Annotated in this window: 12 protein-coding genes, 1 tRNA gene and 1 pseudogene; 10 read left to right on the forward strand and 4 right to left on the reverse strand. The window is 59.0% G+C overall.

From position 1 onward, the window contains the following. Nucleotides 1-18 precede the first annotated feature (18 nt). A tRNA-Met gene (locus C7453_RS03240) sits at nt 19-95 on the forward strand. Here the strand turns inward: C7453_RS03240 and C7453_RS03245 are convergent. After that, nucleotides 52-1,710 carry a recombinase family protein gene (locus C7453_RS03245; protein ID WP_114726636.1) on the reverse strand — a complete coding sequence of 553 codons (1,659 nt, stop codon included), beginning with the start codon at nt 1,708-1,710 and terminating at the stop codon, nt 52-54. The genes C7453_RS03240 and C7453_RS03245 overlap by 44 nt on opposite strands. Nucleotides 1,711-1,723: 13 nt before the next feature. Continuing rightward, nucleotides 1,724-1,918, reverse strand: coding sequence for a hypothetical protein (locus tag C7453_RS03250; protein WP_007400124.1), 195 nt, complete (start codon nt 1,916-1,918; stop codon nt 1,724-1,726). Between the two features lie 392 nt (nt 1,919-2,310). Here C7453_RS03250 and C7453_RS03255 point away from each other — a divergent pair. Continuing rightward, nucleotides 2,311-2,715 (forward strand): annotated as a pseudogene (locus C7453_RS03255) (ParB/Srx family N-terminal domain-containing protein); the annotation flags it as partial. A gap of 68 nt (nt 2,716-2,783) precedes the next feature. Continuing rightward, nucleotides 2,784-3,955 (forward strand): IS3 family transposase gene (locus tag C7453_RS03260; protein WP_114726128.1). Its coding sequence is split into 2 segments (ribosomal slippage): nt 2,784-3,051 and nt 3,051-3,955, totalling 1,173 coding nucleotides; the frame shifts between segments, so codons are not numbered across the junction. Between the two features lie 91 nt (nt 3,956-4,046). Here the strand turns inward: C7453_RS03260 and C7453_RS18610 are convergent. After that, entirely contained in the window at nt 4,047-5,048 is a 1,002-nt protein-coding gene (locus C7453_RS18610; protein WP_141288920.1) for a hypothetical protein, read from the reverse strand. Nucleotides 5,049-5,529: 481 nt separating this feature from the next. Here C7453_RS18610 and C7453_RS03265 point away from each other — a divergent pair, with 481 nt between their 5' ends. The 6 genes from C7453_RS03265 (at nt 5,530) to C7453_RS03290 (ending at nt 15,304) form a co-directional block, all read left to right on the forward strand. Then, nucleotides 5,530-6,906: a transposase gene (locus tag C7453_RS03265; RefSeq protein ID WP_114726637.1), complete on the forward strand. Its 1,377-nt coding sequence runs from the start codon at nt 5,530-5,532 to the stop codon at nt 6,904-6,906. 482 nt (nt 6,907-7,388) lie between these two features. Further along, the gene (locus C7453_RS03270; RefSeq protein ID WP_170143107.1) at nt 7,389-11,027 is read left to right on the forward strand and encodes an AAA family ATPase; all 3,639 of its coding nucleotides are present in this window, start codon (nt 7,389-7,391) and stop codon (nt 11,025-11,027) included. Between the two features lie 286 nt (nt 11,028-11,313). Then, a complete protein-coding gene (locus tag C7453_RS03275) occupies nt 11,314-12,495 on the forward strand; it encodes a DUF932 domain-containing protein (RefSeq protein WP_114726133.1) in 1,182 nt (393 codons plus the stop codon). A gap of 83 nt (nt 12,496-12,578) precedes the next feature. After that, nucleotides 12,579-13,019 (forward strand): hypothetical protein, encoded by a 441-nt coding sequence (locus tag C7453_RS03280; RefSeq protein ID WP_114726135.1) that lies wholly within the window; start codon nt 12,579-12,581, stop codon nt 13,017-13,019. Next, nucleotides 13,006-14,052, forward strand: coding sequence for a DUF7146 domain-containing protein (locus C7453_RS03285; protein WP_114726137.1), 1,047 nt, complete (start codon nt 13,006-13,008; stop codon nt 14,050-14,052). The genes C7453_RS03280 and C7453_RS03285 overlap by 14 nt, the downstream gene beginning before the upstream one ends. Before the next feature lie 322 nt (nt 14,053-14,374). Further along, nucleotides 14,375-15,304, forward strand: a complete 930-nt coding sequence (locus tag C7453_RS03290) for a DUF2493 domain-containing protein (protein WP_114726138.1) — start codon at nt 14,375-14,377, stop codon at nt 15,302-15,304. 9 nt (nt 15,305-15,313) lie between these two features. Here the strand turns inward: C7453_RS03290 and C7453_RS03295 are convergent, their stop codons facing one another. Beyond that, nucleotides 15,314-15,523 (reverse strand): hypothetical protein, encoded by a 210-nt coding sequence (locus C7453_RS03295; protein ID WP_114726139.1) that lies wholly within the window; start codon nt 15,521-15,523, stop codon nt 15,314-15,316. Between the two features lie 164 nt (nt 15,524-15,687). Between C7453_RS03295 and C7453_RS03300 the strand changes: the two genes are divergently transcribed. Beyond that, a complete protein-coding gene (locus C7453_RS03300) occupies nt 15,688-16,128 on the forward strand; it encodes a hypothetical protein (RefSeq protein ID WP_114726140.1) in 441 nt (146 codons plus the stop codon). Nucleotides 16,129-16,702 lie beyond the last annotated feature (574 nt).

Genomic DNA, 16,702 nt, shown 5'->3' on the forward strand with positions numbered 1-16,702 from the left:
CCAGTCTACCTACACCACCGCGGGGTGGAGCAGCCCGGTAGCTCGTCAGGCTCATAACCTGAAGGCCGCAGGTTCAAATCCTGCCCCCGCAACCAACGATACTTGCGATACGAACGCATCGAGAACGCCACTGTCCGGATGGACCGTGGCGTTTTTCTTGTGCGCCGCGAACTGCAGGATCGCCGCCAGGTCGCCGCGCAGGATGATCGCCAGTTCGCCGTCGGCTGGCTGGAGAGTGATCTGCGAGACGAGTGTGCGCAGGCGCTCGGCCGCCTCGGTCTTCGTGTCCTCGGCCTGAAGACTTTCATAGAGGGACGCAATCCGCTGCTGGTATATCTCCGCCATATTAGGATGCAGGAGGGGAGGCGGCTCCTCCGTGTTGGCCAGACGCTCTGTCACTTCGGCCTTGCGTGCTTCCAACCGCTTCATGTCGTCGACGATTGCCTGGATTGGTCCACCAGCCTTGAGCGCCGTTAGAAGTTTTGTCAGTTCCCGATCAATGCGCGGTAATTCTTCTCGCATGGCAACCAGATCGGCACCATGCTCCATGCGCAGTCGGTTCACCTCACGGGTGAACTCGTTGCAGAATTCCTTGAACAGTTCCGGTTCCATCAGATGCGTACGCAGCCCGCTCAGGACCGAGGCTTCCAGCGCGTCGCGACGGATGTTGAGGCGGTTGTCGCAGGTGCCCTTGTTACGCGCCGTCGAGCAGCCCAGCAGATCCTTCGAGATCATGCTGTAACCACCGCCACAACAGCCGCAACGGATGAGTCCGGCAAAGAGATGGCGGGGACGCCGCCGCTCACTGAGGGCCTCGTTTCCCCGTTCCGGCTGGCTGAAGGTTGTTTCGGCCTGGCGTGCCTTTACAGCGTCCCACAGATCCTGCTCGACGATCCGCAACTCCGGCACGTCCTGGATCACCCATTCGGATTCAGGATTGAGGCGCGAGACGCGCTTGCCGCTATCGGGGTCTTTGAGGTAGCGCAGGCGGTTCCAGACCAGACGCCCGACATACATCTCGTTGTTGAGGATACCGGTGCCGCGTTCCCGATTGCCGTGAATGGTGGACGGCCCCCACTCACGGCCCTGTGGCCCCGGAACGCCGTCACGGTTCAGTTTCATGGCGATCGTGCGCGACGACTTGCCCCGCGTGTAATCGGTGAAGATCCGCCTGACTGTGCGGGCCTCCTCCTCATTGATGGTCCGGTCGCCCCGGATGCGCTCGCCTTTCGCATCGAACTGGCGCACCACGTCATAGCCATAGGAATTACCACCGCCGGACTTGCCGTCCTCGACGCGTCCGCGCAGCCCTCGCCGGACCTTCTCGGCCAGATCCTTGAGGAACAGGGCGTTCATGGTGCCCTTGAGGCCGATATGCAGGTGTGTGACGTCTCCCTCGGAAAGGGTGATGATCCGCACGCCGGAGAAGGTCATCCGCTTGAACAGGCCCGCGATATCTTCCTGGTCGCGCGACAGTCGGTCCATGGCTTCGGCCAGTACGATCGTGAAGCGGCCGCGCGTGGCGTCCTGGATCAGTTCCTGAATGCCGGGGCGGAGCAGGGAGGCACCGGAGATCGCCCGGTCCGTGTAGCTGTCGACGATCGTCCAGCCCTGCTTCTCTGCATGAAGTCGGCAGAGGCGTAACTGATCCTCAATCGAGGCATCACGCTGGTTTTCGGACGAATAGCGGGCGTAGAGCGCGACTTTCACAATCCCCATCTCCCTAATCCTGGAGATCGCGTCGCCTTGCGGCCTCCACTTCAGCGTTGACGAAATCCCGTGCGGCCTGGCGGGCCAGAAGCCGGACCAGACTGACCAGCCGCGGATCGGCTCCACTGCGCAATGGGGTCACGTTGGCGTCCGGGGCGTCGAGAACGAGCCGCAGCTTGCCAGCTATCGTATCGCGTTGGCGTGCCATCTTCCCGTCCTTTCTGCATGGACCTCTGGTTAGTTCTTACGGCACTGTGGATGTCAGACGGGATGTGCGTGAACAGAAAAATACGCGGAAACAGGGAGATGGATCGTACGAAGCGGGCTTTGGGATAGTCGCGAATATTCACGGCTATCGTGGTCGGCGTTATCACAAAATGGTGATTGCGCGACTATAATAGTCGCAATTTATCGTGGTGCGTATCGACTCGCGGGTTAGTTGGCGCGGACCTGCGTTCCGTAAGGCCGTCTCTACGCGGTTCCGTGGATGCGATTTGGCGTCTGGTGGGGCTGGGAGAGAGGAAGAGGGAAGCGGGGTTTTCGTGACGGATTCAGGGGTGGGAGAGAGGCTTCCGCCCGTCCGTGACGGAGTGTCCAGCCATGGCGAGCGCCATCCAGAAAATCGCCCTCAATGCGTCCCGTGATATTCCCTTCAACAGGCTGGTGCTGTCGCAGTCCAACGTGCGGCGCGTGAAGGCCGGCCTGTCGATCGAGGAACTGGCCCGCGATATCGAACGTCGTGGCCTGCTCCAGAGCCTGAACGTCCGCCCCGTCCTGAACGGGGAGGGGGCAGAAACCGGCACCTATGAGGTGCCTGCCGGTGGCCGCCGCTTCCGCGCGCTCGAACTGCTGGTGAAGCAGAAGAAACTGGTGAAGACGGCCCCGGTGCCCTGTGTCGTGCGGGAGGCCGGATCGGCTATTCTCGCCGAGGATGATTCCCTGGCCGAAAACGTCCAGCGCGTGGCTCTGCATCCGCTGGACCAGTTTCGTGCTTTTCGCGACATTGGTCTGCCTTGAGAAAACTGGTCCAATTCTGAGGAGAGCCCTATGGGGCATAAGGATTGGAGGATTACATGGGACGTCAACGTTTTACGCCTGAGCAGATCATCGCGAAGCTGCGTGAGGTAGATGTGCTCGTTGGCCGAGGTGCGACGGCGGTGGAAGCGTGTCGACAGACCGGCATCGCTGAACAAACGCTGTATCGGTGGCGCAAGGAATATGGCGGCCTGAAGGTGGATCAGGCGCGTCGCATGAAGGATCTGGAGCGGGAAAATGCTCGATTGAAGAAGCTGGTGGCGGATCTCGCACTGGACAAGGCGATCCTGCAAGAGGCGTCGAAACTGACTTTTTGAGCCCCTCCCGTCGCCGTGAGGCGATCGCACAGGTCCGTCGTGCATTGGCGGTATCGGAACGGCGGACCTGCCGGGTGCTTGGCCAGCACCGCTCGACGCAGCGTCATCTGCCAAAGGATGATACCGACGAGCATCGACTGACGGCCGATATCATCGCGCTGGCCAAGGATTACGGCCGCTATGGCTATCGCCGCATCCATGCTCTTCTGGGGCGTGCTGGCTGGCAGGTCAGCCTGTCGGTGGTCGAGCGGATCTGGCGGCGGGAGGGTCTCAAAGTTCCGAAGAGGCAACCGAAACGGCGTCGGCTATGGCTGGGCGATGGATCGTGCATCCGGCTGCGCCCACAGCATCGTGGGCACGTGTGGTCCTATGACTTCGTCGAAGATCGGACGCACAACGGCCGCAGATATCGGATGCTCAACATCATCGACGAGTTCAGCCGGGAATGTCGGGCAATGGTGCCGCTGCGGCGGTTCCGATCGCACGACGTGATCGACGTGCTGGCCGATCTGTTCATCGAGCATGGGCCGCCTGGGCATATCCGATCTGATAACGGCCCCGAATTCGTCGCCAACGCGGTGCGCGAATGGTTGGGCCGGCTGGGTGTCGTCACCCTCTACATCGAACCCGGCAGCCCTTGGGAAAACGGCTACATCGAGAGCTTCAATGCCCGTCTGCGGGACGAGCTGCTCAATGGCGAGATCTTCTACAGCCTTGAGGAGGTAAGAATCGTCACCGGCTGGTGGCGTGAGCATTACAATCGGATGCGCCCACACAGCAGCCTGCAATACCGCCCGCCAGCGCCGGAAACAATCAAAGTGCCAGCCTGGCCGCTCGGTTCCGCTGCGCTTCACCTCCCGGCCAGGCGGGCATCAGAAGCGCATATCAGCTAACTATAAAATCGGACCAATCATCGCAGGCAGTCCAAGGCCACCACTAATTTCACAGCGAAAATCTACGCATTAATTTACAATACCTTTGTTTTTATTTTAGGACGATATCGCATTTATTCATATCTTCATCTTCTAATTGATATTTATCACCAATATTTTCCTTTAATTTCTCTTTAATGGATACAAACGTATCCCTTCTCATCTCTATACCGCTATTCATTGTTATATGAAAACCAGTAGCTTGATCTCCACCTAATATAAAGCCAGAAATATGGTCCAGCATTCTCGCGGGAATCCAAATAAATCTTTTTACACCTGAATGAAGGTATGCATTTGCCCACGAGTTTATCTTTTTCAATGATAAAAAATCTATTTTCATCTCGATGTCATCTTTGTATGGTTCCATGGCCGCAATTATTTCACTCAGCGATATGGGAATTTTATTTCTGCTTTGATCAATTTTATAATTTATTCCAAAGGCCCTGCGAATTCTAATTTCTAACGCTTGACGAATTATTGATATGGACGCGTCTGGATTGTTATTATGTGCAAAGCTTCCATAAATAATAAATCTAGCCGTTGAGTAAAGATCATGCACATGAGCTTCAGGATTAATATCTATGCTGTATTCTGGAGATTCAGAAAATTTTCGTGCACAGATATTTAACATATAATCACTATACAGTATTAACTGGCTAATGAAATTCATTATTTGCGCGTAGGCCATTCCCAAGGTGTTATATTCAGACGGAAGAGAATATTTCTTAATAATGTCATCAACTTCCGCTAAAAACCAAAATGCGTTTACACGAAAAAAATTAACATCGTTTGACTTTTTTTCGTAGTCATCGTTACTTATTGGAAGTCCTGTCGTGATAAGCCATTCATTGCTTTTGTTTTCCGGAATGGATTTTTTGCTCGCTTCTTTAAATGCTAATTTAAAACATTCCTTTCCGCTTGCCTGATACCACTTCTTGAACGCAGTCCATTGATCATATGGAGCTATAGTCTCATCATGATCATCATTAGGCATAAATGGTCTAGCACTTTGATGATACTCCTCTAGCTTGCTAATTTTTTTCTCTGTATTCATAAATAACATCCTTTAGAAGCTTTGTTATGCGATTGACACTGATTGTAACAGCCTCTCACGTCAATGCGGATAACCGCAAGTGGCTGTGAGGTATGATAATCCTGATTTGAACCTACTTTCGCTAAACCTCTGGAATTAAAAAGTTCCCCAGAAGACGGTCTCAATTTGCGCATAGCAAAACCCCGCTACATCAGTGATTTGACGGAATTCCGGAACCTATAAGTGTTTACGGGACAGGATTGGTTCTGAGAGCTTGCGGCAGTCGCAAGTTGAGAACAAAGTCGGATTACCAGGCTGTTTTGATGCTTTTTTCTGCCCATGCATGACCTCTTACTGAAATAAATACCTCCTGCCCTCGTAAAAGGTAGAGTTTGTGATCCAAAATTATGTCGGCTTACGCCTTGATTGTGTTGAAAAACACCGTCTTGCGGTAATTGTTGCCTGCTGATTCAGTATCGCAACAGGTTGAAGGGCGATGCGGATGATGGGCGAGCGGACGGGGATGCAGGAGGCGCTGTTTTACGAGTTCAGTCTCGAGCAGCATGTTCCCGAGCGCCACATGCTCCGGCTGATTGACCGCTTTGTGGATCTGGCGGCAGTTCGCAAACACCTGCAGCCATTCTACAGCGACACTGGGCGGCCTTCGATTGACCCGGAACTTCTGATCCGGATGCTGATCGTTGGCTATTGCATGGGCATCCGCTCCGAACGCCGCTTGTGCGAGGAGGTTCACCTGAACCTCGCCTATCGCTGGTTCTGCCGCCTCGGGTTGGACGGCGCCGTGCCGGATCACTCGACGTTTTCCAAGAACAGGCACGGCCGCTTCCGCGAGAGTGATTTGCTGCGGCAGGTCTTTGAAACCACCGTTCGGCGCTGCATCGCCGAGAAACTGGTAGGCGGCGAGAGTTTCGGTGTCGACGCCAGCCTGATCCGCGCTGATGTCGACCGTCAGCGGGCTGTGCCCGGTGAGGAGGGCCTGCCGCCTGATGCTGCTGGCCGTGCGGTACGGGAATACCTGGAAACGCTGGACGATGCCGCGTTCGGTGCCTCGACGCCCGTCGTGCCGAAAAAGCTGGCACCGACCGACCCGGCCGCACGCTTCACGGCCGCCACGCCGGAGCGTGCCTTCTTCGCTTACAGCACGAATTACCTGATCGACCTGGATCATGCGGTCATCATGGACGTTGAGGCAACGACCGCGGTGCGGCAGGCCGAGATCACGGCGCAACGCCGCATGATCGAGCGGGTGCAGGACCGGTTCGACCTTTGGCCAGCACGTCTGGCAGCCGACACTGCCTATGACGACGCCCCGAATCTGGCCTGGCTGGTCGATGAGTGCGGCATTGAGCCACATATCCCGGTGTTCGATAAATCAGCCCGCAGCGACGGAACGTTCGCCCGATCGGATTTCAGGTTCGACCACGCGCACGACCTTTACATCTGCCCGGCCGGCAAGGAACTGCGGCCGTCGCAGCGTCATTCCGCGGCGCCGCGTGGACAGGTCGATCAGGACGGGTTCATCCGCTACCGCGCCAGCAAGCACGATTGTGACGTCTGCGACTTCCGACAGCGCTGCACGCCGAATACACCGGCCCGCAAGATCATGCGCTCGGTCCATGAAGGCGCACGGGACCTGGCGCGCGACCTCGCGTTGACCGATACCTATGCCACAGCACGGCGACAGCGAAAGAAGGTCGAGATGCTGTTCGCCCACCTCAAACGGATCCTGAAACTGGGTCGCCTGCGATTACGTGGTCCAAACGGCGCTCATGACGAGTTCCTCCTCGCCGCCACCGCCCAGAACCTCCGCAAGATGGCCAAGCTCGTCCCATCTCGGGTGGCGATGGCCGCCGGATGAGATGAAGGACCTCGTCAAGCTGGCTTCAGGGTCATCCTCACCGCAAACTTCGGCGAGGGTTTTTCAACACAATCGCCTTCAAGTTGGTCATTAACGTCAACCCCACAGCAGACTTCAAGAAGGTGATCGAATTCGACGGCAATAGCGACGACGCGTCCTATCGAGGTGTCGAGGCGTCTTGATTTTCAGCGGCCTCGCATTGCTCAGCTAGCTTGGCGGGTCGTGTATGCATGGGCGCCGGGTAGTTTGGCCCCGTCAGTGCTGTTATATTTTTAACGTCTATCTTTCGTATTGAAGGCTTCGGAATCAATAGGGATATCACCGGCAACCAGCGCGGTGGGCAGAAGTTAAACCTAAGGAAGTTTATGATGCATCACGGCGCGAGACAGCTACCGGTTCGACACCTTTCAGTTCGACTCCCTTGGCACGACAGTGGCTGGACTGGGACGGTGTGCAAGGCGCCCTCGAAGAACAGTTGGTGCATGGTCCTCAAACGGATTCGTGAGGAAAGGCAAGATGCAGCCGAGGAAGCCGTTGCCGGCCGTGCCTGGTCTGATGTGAAGGAAACGCAACTTCCGGCCTGCCTGACAGAGCGTGGAGCAGCTCTGAACGTCAATGCCTATTCCCTGCGCAGCCATCATCCGTTCGCCGCCTCTTCGCCCGAGACGCACGGCCACTTCGCGGAGAACGAGTTCCGGTTGCTTCCGTACAGCGTGCAGACTATCCCCTTTCGCTGGACCCGCAAGGACGACGCACAAGCTATCGCTAATGAGCTAGCACTCCCCTTTGATCTTGCACGCGAGCCGCAACTGGCGTTCGCCACTGTCTGGGTCAATGACTTCGTCAATCAGCAGATCATGCTGGACACGTTTTTCAGTGCACTAGTGCCCGAGAAGTCGCTCGTTTTTCTCTACGCCAAACGCACCCCATTGACCGATGATCCGCGCCGCGTGCTGGTGGGTGTCGGACGCATCACCTCCGTCGGGTCCGCCCAAGAGAGTGCTTACGGTGGCGATGCAGTTGGGAAGCTGCGCGGTCTTATCTGGGAACGATCAGTTTCTCATTCGATCCGTCCTGACGGCTTTGACGGCTTCGTGCTTCCCTACCAGGAACTCCTAGCTTTGGCAGAGCGTGACGGGACCATCGATCCATCCGAATTCGTCGCTTTCGTGCCTGAAGAAGGCTTTGAGTCTTTCAGCAATGTTTCCGAGCACGTCGATCACGACCTTGCCATTGCAAGCCTTCTTTCTTTAGCAGATAAGGTGCGCTTCATCGCGAAGCACATTCCGGGTGCATGGGATCGCCATCTAGAGTGGATCTCCGAACGTCTTTCAGAATTATGGCATCTGCGTGGAGCGTTTCCCGGGCTCAGCAGTGCGCTACATGCGTTCGAAATCCGTTACGGTACGCTGCTAGCCATGGACCTCGCGCAGCGATATTGCATTAGTGGTCGATGGACAGACGACCCGTGGGCGCTCGTTTCACGCGCATTCGAGAATCCAAGAGCGGTTTTGTCCCCTCAGGCTGCTTCACAAGTACAAGCGCTCGACGGGAAACGGCTTGCTGTTCTGCAGAGCGAACGGATGGATCTCTTGAAGCTTCTGTCCCGGTTCAGCCTGACAATCGGCCAAGCGTCTCGCTTTTTCAACACTGATAGTCGAGAAGATATCACCGATCAGGAAATTCTCTGCAATCCGTACCGGCTTTTCGAGATCGACAGGCACAGACTTGAGGCGGTAACAGTCGGGACCATTGATCGCGGCATGTTTCCCGACCAGTCGGTGCGCGAGGCGTTCCCCTTGCCGGAAATCAGCCGCCTCGAAGGCGATCAGGACCCAAGGAGAGTCCGGGGTCTTGCGGTTCATGTGCTCGCAGACGCAGAGGCTAAGGGCCATACTCTGCTACCTGTTAATCAGGTTCTGCAGGGAATCCGGGAACTCGAACTTGACCCGCCTTGTCATCCGACTCAGGACTTGTTGCCGCTGCTGGATCCAGTCATGACTCCAGAAATCGTCGACGCGTCGCTGTCAGATGGAGCGCGTGGCTGGCAGTTCGGAGAGAGACGCAAGATCGACGATCTGCTGCGCCGGGAAGTGAGCCAGCGCAGGAAAGGCCGGCGACACGAGACGGATCGTGCGTGGCGAGAACTGGTCAATCAATCGCTTGGCGACATGCCCAAGGACCACGATGAGGCCGTAGTCGAGGAACTGGCCCGAACGGAAAAAGCAGACGCGCTCAAAGAGCTCTTTTCGGCACGTTTTTCACTTCTCCTTGGGCCGGCCGGGACGGGAAAAACCCGGTTGCTCCAGATGCTTTGTGACCTGCCTGAAGTAAGTGGTGACGGAATTCTTCTCCTGGCGCCGACAGGCAAGGCACGAGTGCAGATGCAAAGGAACATCGAGGGGCTGAAAGCTCTGACAATCGCACAGTTCCTTCTGCCGGATCGCTTTGACCCCGAAACGCAGCAATATCATCTCTCAAACTCTCCGAAGGTTGAGGGCGCGGGAACCGTGATCATCGACGAAGCCTCAATGGTGACAGAGGACATGCTTGCTGCAGTCTTCAATGCGCTCAAAGGACCGAAGCGGATCGTCCTTGTGGGAGACCACCGACAACTCCCGCCGATCGGGGCTGGCCGTCCTCTCGTGGATCTAGCCAGGGCGCTCAGGCCATGGGAGGATGGTCGAGAGCCGCCCTTTCCACGTGTTGGGGCAGGCTACACAGAACTGACGGTTCATCGCCGCCAAACCGGCCAAGGCAAAGAAGGGCGCGACGATCTTCTTCTGGCATCTTGGTTCACTGATGAACCGCCAGATGCAGGAGCGGACGAGATCTGGGCGCGCTTGGCGCTCGGTGAGACTGATGGACATGTAGAAGTTCGCCGCTGGCAGACGGATGAAGAACTTAAGGACCAGCTATTGGAAGCGCTCGTTCGGCATGTTCCCGAGATCGAACATCAGGATGATGAGCGTGGATTTGGCATCTCATTGGGAGGTGAGGGAACCGACAAGGGTGTCTTTTTTAACGCGACGTGGGCTGAACAGAGCAGGATCGGCTCCGCAGCACGATGCGAAAACTGGCAGATTCTGACGCCTGTTCGTGGAAAAGGGCACGGTGTTGAAGAACTGAATCGCTTTCTGCACGAACGTTTCCGGAAGCAAGCGCTGAAGTGGGCGGAAGGCCCTTGGCCCCGCACGCCACGTCCGAATGGTGCGGAACGCATCATATACGGCGACAAGATCATTTCCACTGCCAACAAGACGCGTCACGTTCTCGGCCGGGGGAAAAAGCTGGTTTCAAACGGAGAGATCGGGATCGTCGTTGGGCAGTCGAAGTTCGGCAAGAAATGGGATGGCAAAACACCGGAACGTCTTGACGTTGAATTCCGTACCCAGCCGGGAAATACGTTCGTTTATTGGCCGGGTGACTTTGGTGACGATGGCACGATCACGCTGGAGCTCGCCTATACGCTTACAGTGCATAAGAGCCAAGGGAGCCAGTTTGACCAAGTGTTCGTCGTTATCCCGCAACCGTGTTTCATTCTAAGCAGAGAGTTACTGTACACGGCTTTAACGCGTCAGGTCGAGAGGGTTGTATTGTTCGTGCAGGGACAAGCATCGGATCTGAGAGCTTACACGTCATCGAAGTATTCTGAGGTTGCACGACGCTACACCAATCTCTTCGCAGACCCGGATATGCTCGCCGATCCAAGCGGGACATTCCTTGAACGTCGCCTGATTCATCGTACCGCGAGAGGAGAACTCGTCCGCTCGATCTCGGAAGTTGTAGTGGCTGATGCGCTCAATGCTGAGGATATCGATTATCACTACGAAAAGGCGCTTCGCGGTGACGACGGGGTCGAGCGTTATCCTGATTTTACAGCGGAGAACTCTGCAACCGGTGTAACGGTATATTGGGAGCATCTGGGGATGCTTTCCGATCCGACGTATAAAAATAGATGGGAGAAGAAACTCGAGTGGTACAAAAATGTGATGTGTCTTGAGCCGGACGGTCCTGAGAACAAGCGAGGTGAACGCCTTGTCACTTCAGAGAACCGCCAGGACGGCGCGATCGACTCTGCGAAGATTAGACAGCAGATACGCGACGTTTTCGATTTGTGACTTTCGAGGAATGGACAGCACCGGGAAGGGTGTTTGGTCGCGGCCCCCAATTTACGCAGCGATATGTATAGATTTATGCTTCGTTCACTCCAGATGACATATATTTGCCTCAGGATCAGAACCCGACAGGCCGTTTGCCCCGCATAGCTGTCGTTCCGGGCGGCTGAGCGGGCCGCCCCCTTGGAGATTGGTCAGGCGTGATTTTCCATGCTGGCTCGACCGGAAAGGAGTGAGAGGGAGGCTTCGCCTCTGATGCCGAATATCCGGCATTCAGAGGAGAGTTTCCATGAGTGAGGTTCTTGCTTCCGGTTGCGGCGGCTTCCGGATCGATCCGTCCCGTGGCGGCCGCAGCGGCCGCGTATCGTCCCAATGGTTCTCGCGTCCTGATGACGAGCGTTACCTGTCCCTGTCCGATCTGCATGCCGCGACCCTGGCGCGGGCGGATCGGGCCACGGCCCGCACGGTGGAAAGCCGCTCGATCCGGGTCGAGGCGAGCCGCGATAACGCCGAGCGTCTGACGCTGGCTGTGCCGGGCCAGAATGACCCGATCGCACCCACGCACTGGTCCTTTGGCCAGATGTGCAGCCTGGTCGGCGCACCGTCTTCCTATCTGCGCGATCTGCCGGCTCCGCTGGCGGCGATCAATCTCCAGCACGGGCTGCTGTCGCATCGGGCCGAACTGGTCAAAACACTGGAGACCGATGACGGGCGGGTGGAACTGCGCGCCGTGACCGGTCCGGATTATGGCCGCATCTGGGATCACGAATTGGTCGGGGCGGTGCGCAAGATCGCGGGTGACGGCACCGGCGATACCAACTGGAAGGTACCTGGTGTGATCGACTGGGCCACCATGACCCATAATCCTTTTGTCGACATCACGAAGGAAACGACGACGCTGTATGCGTCGGACCGCGACGTGTTCCTGTTCCTCGTCGACGACACGCACCCGATCGAAGCCGGGCGTCTGCCCAACGGCGAACCCGATCTCTATTTCCGGGGTTTCTATGCCTGGAACAGCGAGGTCGGTAGCAAGAGCCTCGGCATCGCCTCCTTTTACCTGCGCGGAGTATGCCAGAATCGCATGTTGTGGGGCGTGGAGAATTTCGAACAGATCACGATCCGGCACAGCAAGTTTGCTGCCTCGCGTTTCGTGCATCAGGCCACGCCCGCGCTGCGGAATTTCGCCACCGCCAGCCCGGCCTCGTTCGTTTCCGGCATTCAGGCGTCACGCGGCGCACTGGTGGCCAGAACCGATGAAGATCGAGAAAGTTTCCTGCGTCGTCGTGGGTTCTCGAAACCGGAAACCACCAAAATCATCGAAACTGTGCTGCACGAGGAAGGGCGCAAGCCGGAGAGCGTGTTCGATTTCGTGCAGGGCATTACCGCACTGGCGCGGACGAAGGCCAATCAGGACACGCGGCTGGATCTGGAGGAGAAGGCCCGCAGGCTGATGGCGCGTGCGTCCTGAAAGCCGCTTTTCCGTTTTTCCGTAAAGACGTTTTTACGAGCCCGGCCCCTGCGCCGGGCTTTTTCGTTTCGGGAGGTCTTCCGATGGCTGATTTCTTCACGCATTTTTCCTGCGTGCTCGATGTGGGCACGGTGGAAAACGCTGCCAAGGCGCTCGACCTCTACAACGCGTTCATGGACGAACTGGCGGCGGAAGATCCACCGTCTGACGGATTCATTCTGTCGATCGTGCCCGAATATGGCGGCACGAAACTCTGGATGCACGACGAGACAACCGGAGATCCGCAGCAGGTGGTGGAATTCGTGCTACGCTGCGCACGAACATTCCGCTTGCGGGGCCGATGGGGGTTCCAGTGGGCCAATAGCTGTTCACGTCCCCGGATAGGCGCGTTCAGTGGCGGTGCGCATCTGCTTGACCTTGGCCGGCGCAAGACGATTTCATGGATGACCACCGATCGCTGGCTGGCGATCGCCCTCGACGGAGGCGATCCCGACACAGGAGGGCAGGGCGATGACCTCGCATGATGCAGGCGATCTCGCGCGTCGTCTGGCGGAGAATGCAGAGGCGGTGTGCCGACGGTATCTGTCCGCTGGTCGCCGCCACGGCAATTACTGGCTGGTCGGTGACGTGCGGAATGCGCCCGGCCGGTCGCTGTTCGTCCGGCTGCACGACACCGCCAACGGCAGGGCGGGAAAATGGACCGACGCACAGTCCGGCGAGCATGGCGATCTGCTCGACGTGATCCGCGAGAGCCTCGGCCGGGTGGATTTCCGCGATGTGGCGGATGAGGCGCATGCCTTCCTCAGCCTGCCGCGTCCTGATCCGATACCATCGTCACAGGATCGTCCGGCCCGTGAGCGTGGCTCCGTCAGTTCTTCCGAAGCGGCTCGACGACTATGGGCCATGTCCGGGCCGATCGCGGGCACGTCCGTAGAAGCGTATCTCCGTAGACGCGACATTACGCTTTTGCACGGAGCCGGCGCCCTGCGCTTCCATCCGCGCTGCTTTTACCGCCCGGACGAGGACAGTCCGACCGAGACCTGGCCCGCGATGATCGCCGCCGTCACCGACCTCGACGGCACTCTGACCGGCGTGCATCGCACCTGGCTGGCGGCGGACGGCCTTGGCAAGGCGCCGGTCGATCATCCGCGCCGTGCCCTGGGCGGGCTGCTTGGCCATGCCGTGCGCTTCGGGGTGGCGTCCGATGTGCTCGCCGCCGGGGAAGGCCTCGAGACGGTCCTGTCGCTGCGGCAGGTTCTGCCCGATCTGCCATTGGCCGCCTGCCTGTCCTCCGCGCATCTCGCTTCCCTGATCTTTCCCCCGCTGCTGCGCCGTCTCTACGTCCTGCGCGACGACGATCCGGCCGGGGATCAGGCGCTGGCGACGCTGCACGCCCGCGCGGATGACGCCGGGGTCGAGCTGATCGGTCTGTCGCCGCGGCTTGGCGATTTCAACGATGATCTCCGTGCCTTTGGGCGCAGTGCGCTGCGGGCGATCCTGCATCCGCAACTCGCGCCAGCGGACGTGGCACGCTTTCTGGAGACCGCCGGCACCTGAGCGGGCCGGAAAGAGGGGCGGGCGGTTTCCGCTTTCGTCTGGCGGCCTTGTTCTGCCTCCCGTCCGGCAGGTCCGCGCCCCTGGCCTTTCTGGAGGGGAGCGGGCGTCAGCCGGGCCGTGCCTTCAATGGCGGGACCGGCTATTTTCCGTCGCGCCCTGTGGGGGCGCTTTACATCGCGAGGCAAAATAGCCGGCCCCCTGCCATCCTTCGCTATGCTGCGGCCGCGCGCGAGCGCGCGGTTCCGGCCCGTCCCTGGTCTGCCGCTATTCGCCCCCGGAAAGGCCGCGAAGGGCGCGGCCGGAGACCTGGGAGGACCGCATCATGGACCGCACGACCGACGATTTCGAACTGCCGCACGCCGCTTCATCCACCGCCCACGTGCTGGCCGAACTCCAGATGTATGGCTACCGTCCCTTCGAGGACGAGCCCGATCCCAGACCGCTGCCCGAAGCTCCGCGCATCGGTGGCGCGGTCGCCGACATCTTCGACGCCATCGCCGCGACCTTGACCGACACGCGGCTGGAACCCGACCTCGAAACCCTGCTCTGGTCCACGGTCAACATCTTCCATCGCATGGTCGGCCAGGTCGAGCGTGAGCTTGACCGCAACGAGCAGGCGCAGAAACGCAGTCAGCAGGAACAGGATGGCAGCGAGATCCGTTCGGTGGAACTGGAGCGGCTGGTCGCCGAAGGGCTGACCCTGATAGAGCGTCGCAACGCCTACGAGATCTTCCGCGACGAGGCGCAGGAGCAGTTCGAGCGCCTGACCCTGAGCGCGTGGCGGCCGAAGACCGGCTCGCTGGTGTCACGCCGCACCATGACGGCCTCCATGATCGACAGCCGCGACTTCCTCAATGCCCGCCGCCGCGCCGAGGGCGAGTTGCTGGTCCCGCCAGGCCCCAAGGTGGTCGTGACCGGCGGCCTGGATTTCGACGACCATATCCTGATCTGGGACCGTCTCGACAGGGTGCGGGCAAAGCATCCCGACATGGTGCTGCTCCATGGCGGCTCGCCCAAAGGTGCTGAGTTCATTGCCTCACGCTGGGCGGATCACCGCGAGATCGCGCAGATCGCCTTCAAGCCGGACTGGACGAAGCATGCCAAGGCAGCCCCCTTCCGCCGCAACGATGCGCTGCTCGACACCATGCCAATCGGCGTCATCGTCTTTCCCGGCACAGGCATCCAGGAGAATCTGGCCGACAAGGCGAAGCGCCTCGGTATCCCGGTCCTGCGGTTCGGCGGCGGCGCGTAAGCGCCGTTTTCAGTCCGTATCGCCCGTGACCGCGATCCGCGCGGAACGGGCATAAAAGGCCAGTTCGGTATCGCCAGGCACCAGAAGATCGAGTAGGCCCTTCATGTCCTGCATGTCCGAATAGGACTGAAACGGCCCTGGTTGCCGCTCGATCGCCAGCACCGCAATAGCGAGCGCCTTTTTGACCAGATGCAGTTCGCGCCCCGTGATTTCCGCCATGACGTCTTCTCCCTGAGAGACGATAACGATGCACGTCCGCGTGCCGGACGCCAGTATGATTCTCGTTCCGTCGACACATCGTTTTCGCTATGATGCGGGTTGCGCCGTGGTGGTGGTGGCAGGTGCGACCGTCAGATCATGTCATCTCTACGGGAGCCGCCACCATGGTGATCTTCGCACCGTTCCTCATCGTCGCCGGCATCGGATTTTTCTGCTGGCTCATGTTCACGCTCGCGGTCTTCGCCTTGCCGTTTGCCGGCGGTCTGTATGCCGGGCTCTGGGCGTTCCATACCGGCGCCGGAGTGATCGGTGCCCTGATCGTGGGCGTCATGGCGGGCATTGCGACTTTCACGGTCGGTCAGATTGCACTTGCCTGTGCGCCGTGGATCTGGCTGCGAGGACTGATCGTCCTGCTCTATACGGTGCCCGCCATCATTGCCGGTTATAGCGCCACACACGGCCTCGCCCAGATGATGATGCCGTCCGCAGTTTGGCAGCTCTTCTTTTCGGTGATCGGCGCCATCGCGGTCGGCATCACCGCGTTCGTCCGCTTTACCGGCATGGCCCCGCCCGAACCGGCTGGCGGGAGCATCGCGCGGGTCTGACGGTCTGCACGGCAACCAGAGGGCAGGCATGGATCAGGCACCTGCCTGTCTTTCCGCGTCATCGAGAGGCGGGCAGCGATGGGCAGCGAGCGCGGATGTGACGCGCTGACCCGGATACGGCCCGCCTGTTGAAGCAACCGGACTGGCGCTTTGATTGCCCGCAGGCCGATTGCAACAGGGAAAGCCGGGCATATTCAGCGAGGGGCTGTCCCGGAACGGGCCGGTTCGGTGGCTGGTATGGAAGGAGGATGACGCCGCTATTCTGGTTGCCGCCGGATCTCGTGTGCTGTGCCGGTCGCCATGGTCTCCGTGATGTGTGCTCTGTCGGGCCGCGCACGCATGCCGCCTCTCAAGATGGCTGATCTAGCCGGAGGCCGGCTACGCCTCGATCGGCTATGGCGCAACAGCGGGCCATAATTTTCTTCCCCTGACGGCTGCGCCGTCATTCCTCGCGCACCAAGAAAATTCCGTCCCGCCATCCTCCGCTGCGCTTCGGTCCCTGCGGGATGCGCCGCCGCTCGCCTCCGTCTGTCCGATCGCCATCGAGGCCGCAATGGTGCGGGCTCGATAACAG

The sequence above is a fragment of the Gluconacetobacter liquefaciens genome (assembly GCF_003350405.1).
GTDB classification, from domain to species: Bacteria; Pseudomonadota; Alphaproteobacteria; order Acetobacterales; family Acetobacteraceae; genus Gluconacetobacter; species Gluconacetobacter liquefaciens.

What these genes read in the sequence shown, in the direction of transcription:
- C7453_RS18610 (WP_141288920.1), bottom strand. Translation starts at nt 5,048, where the DNA reads ATGAATACAGAGAAAAAAATTAGCAAGCTAGAGGAGTATCATCAAAGT.
- C7453_RS03285 (WP_114726137.1), top strand. Translation starts at nt 13,006, where the DNA reads ATGACCTCGCATGATGCAGGCGATCTCGCGCGTCGTCTGGCGGAGAAT.
- C7453_RS03295 (WP_114726139.1), bottom strand. Translation starts at nt 15,523, where the DNA reads ATGGCGGAAATCACGGGGCGCGAACTGCATCTGGTCAAAAAGGCGCTC.
- C7453_RS03290 (WP_114726138.1), top strand. Translation starts at nt 14,375, where the DNA reads ATGGACCGCACGACCGACGATTTCGAACTGCCGCACGCCGCTTCATCC.
- C7453_RS03275 (WP_114726133.1), top strand. Translation starts at nt 11,314, where the DNA reads ATGAGTGAGGTTCTTGCTTCCGGTTGCGGCGGCTTCCGGATCGATCCG.
- C7453_RS03270 (WP_170143107.1), top strand. Translation starts at nt 7,389, where the DNA reads ATGGTCCTCAAACGGATTCGTGAGGAAAGGCAAGATGCAGCCGAGGAA.
- C7453_RS03250 (WP_007400124.1), bottom strand. Translation starts at nt 1,918, where the DNA reads ATGGCACGCCAACGCGATACGATAGCTGGCAAGCTGCGGCTCGTTCTC.
- C7453_RS03280 (WP_114726135.1), top strand. Translation starts at nt 12,579, where the DNA reads ATGGCTGATTTCTTCACGCATTTTTCCTGCGTGCTCGATGTGGGCACG.
- C7453_RS03300 (WP_114726140.1), top strand. Translation starts at nt 15,688, where the DNA reads ATGGTGATCTTCGCACCGTTCCTCATCGTCGCCGGCATCGGATTTTTC.
- C7453_RS03265 (WP_114726637.1), top strand. Translation starts at nt 5,530, where the DNA reads ATGATGGGCGAGCGGACGGGGATGCAGGAGGCGCTGTTTTACGAGTTC.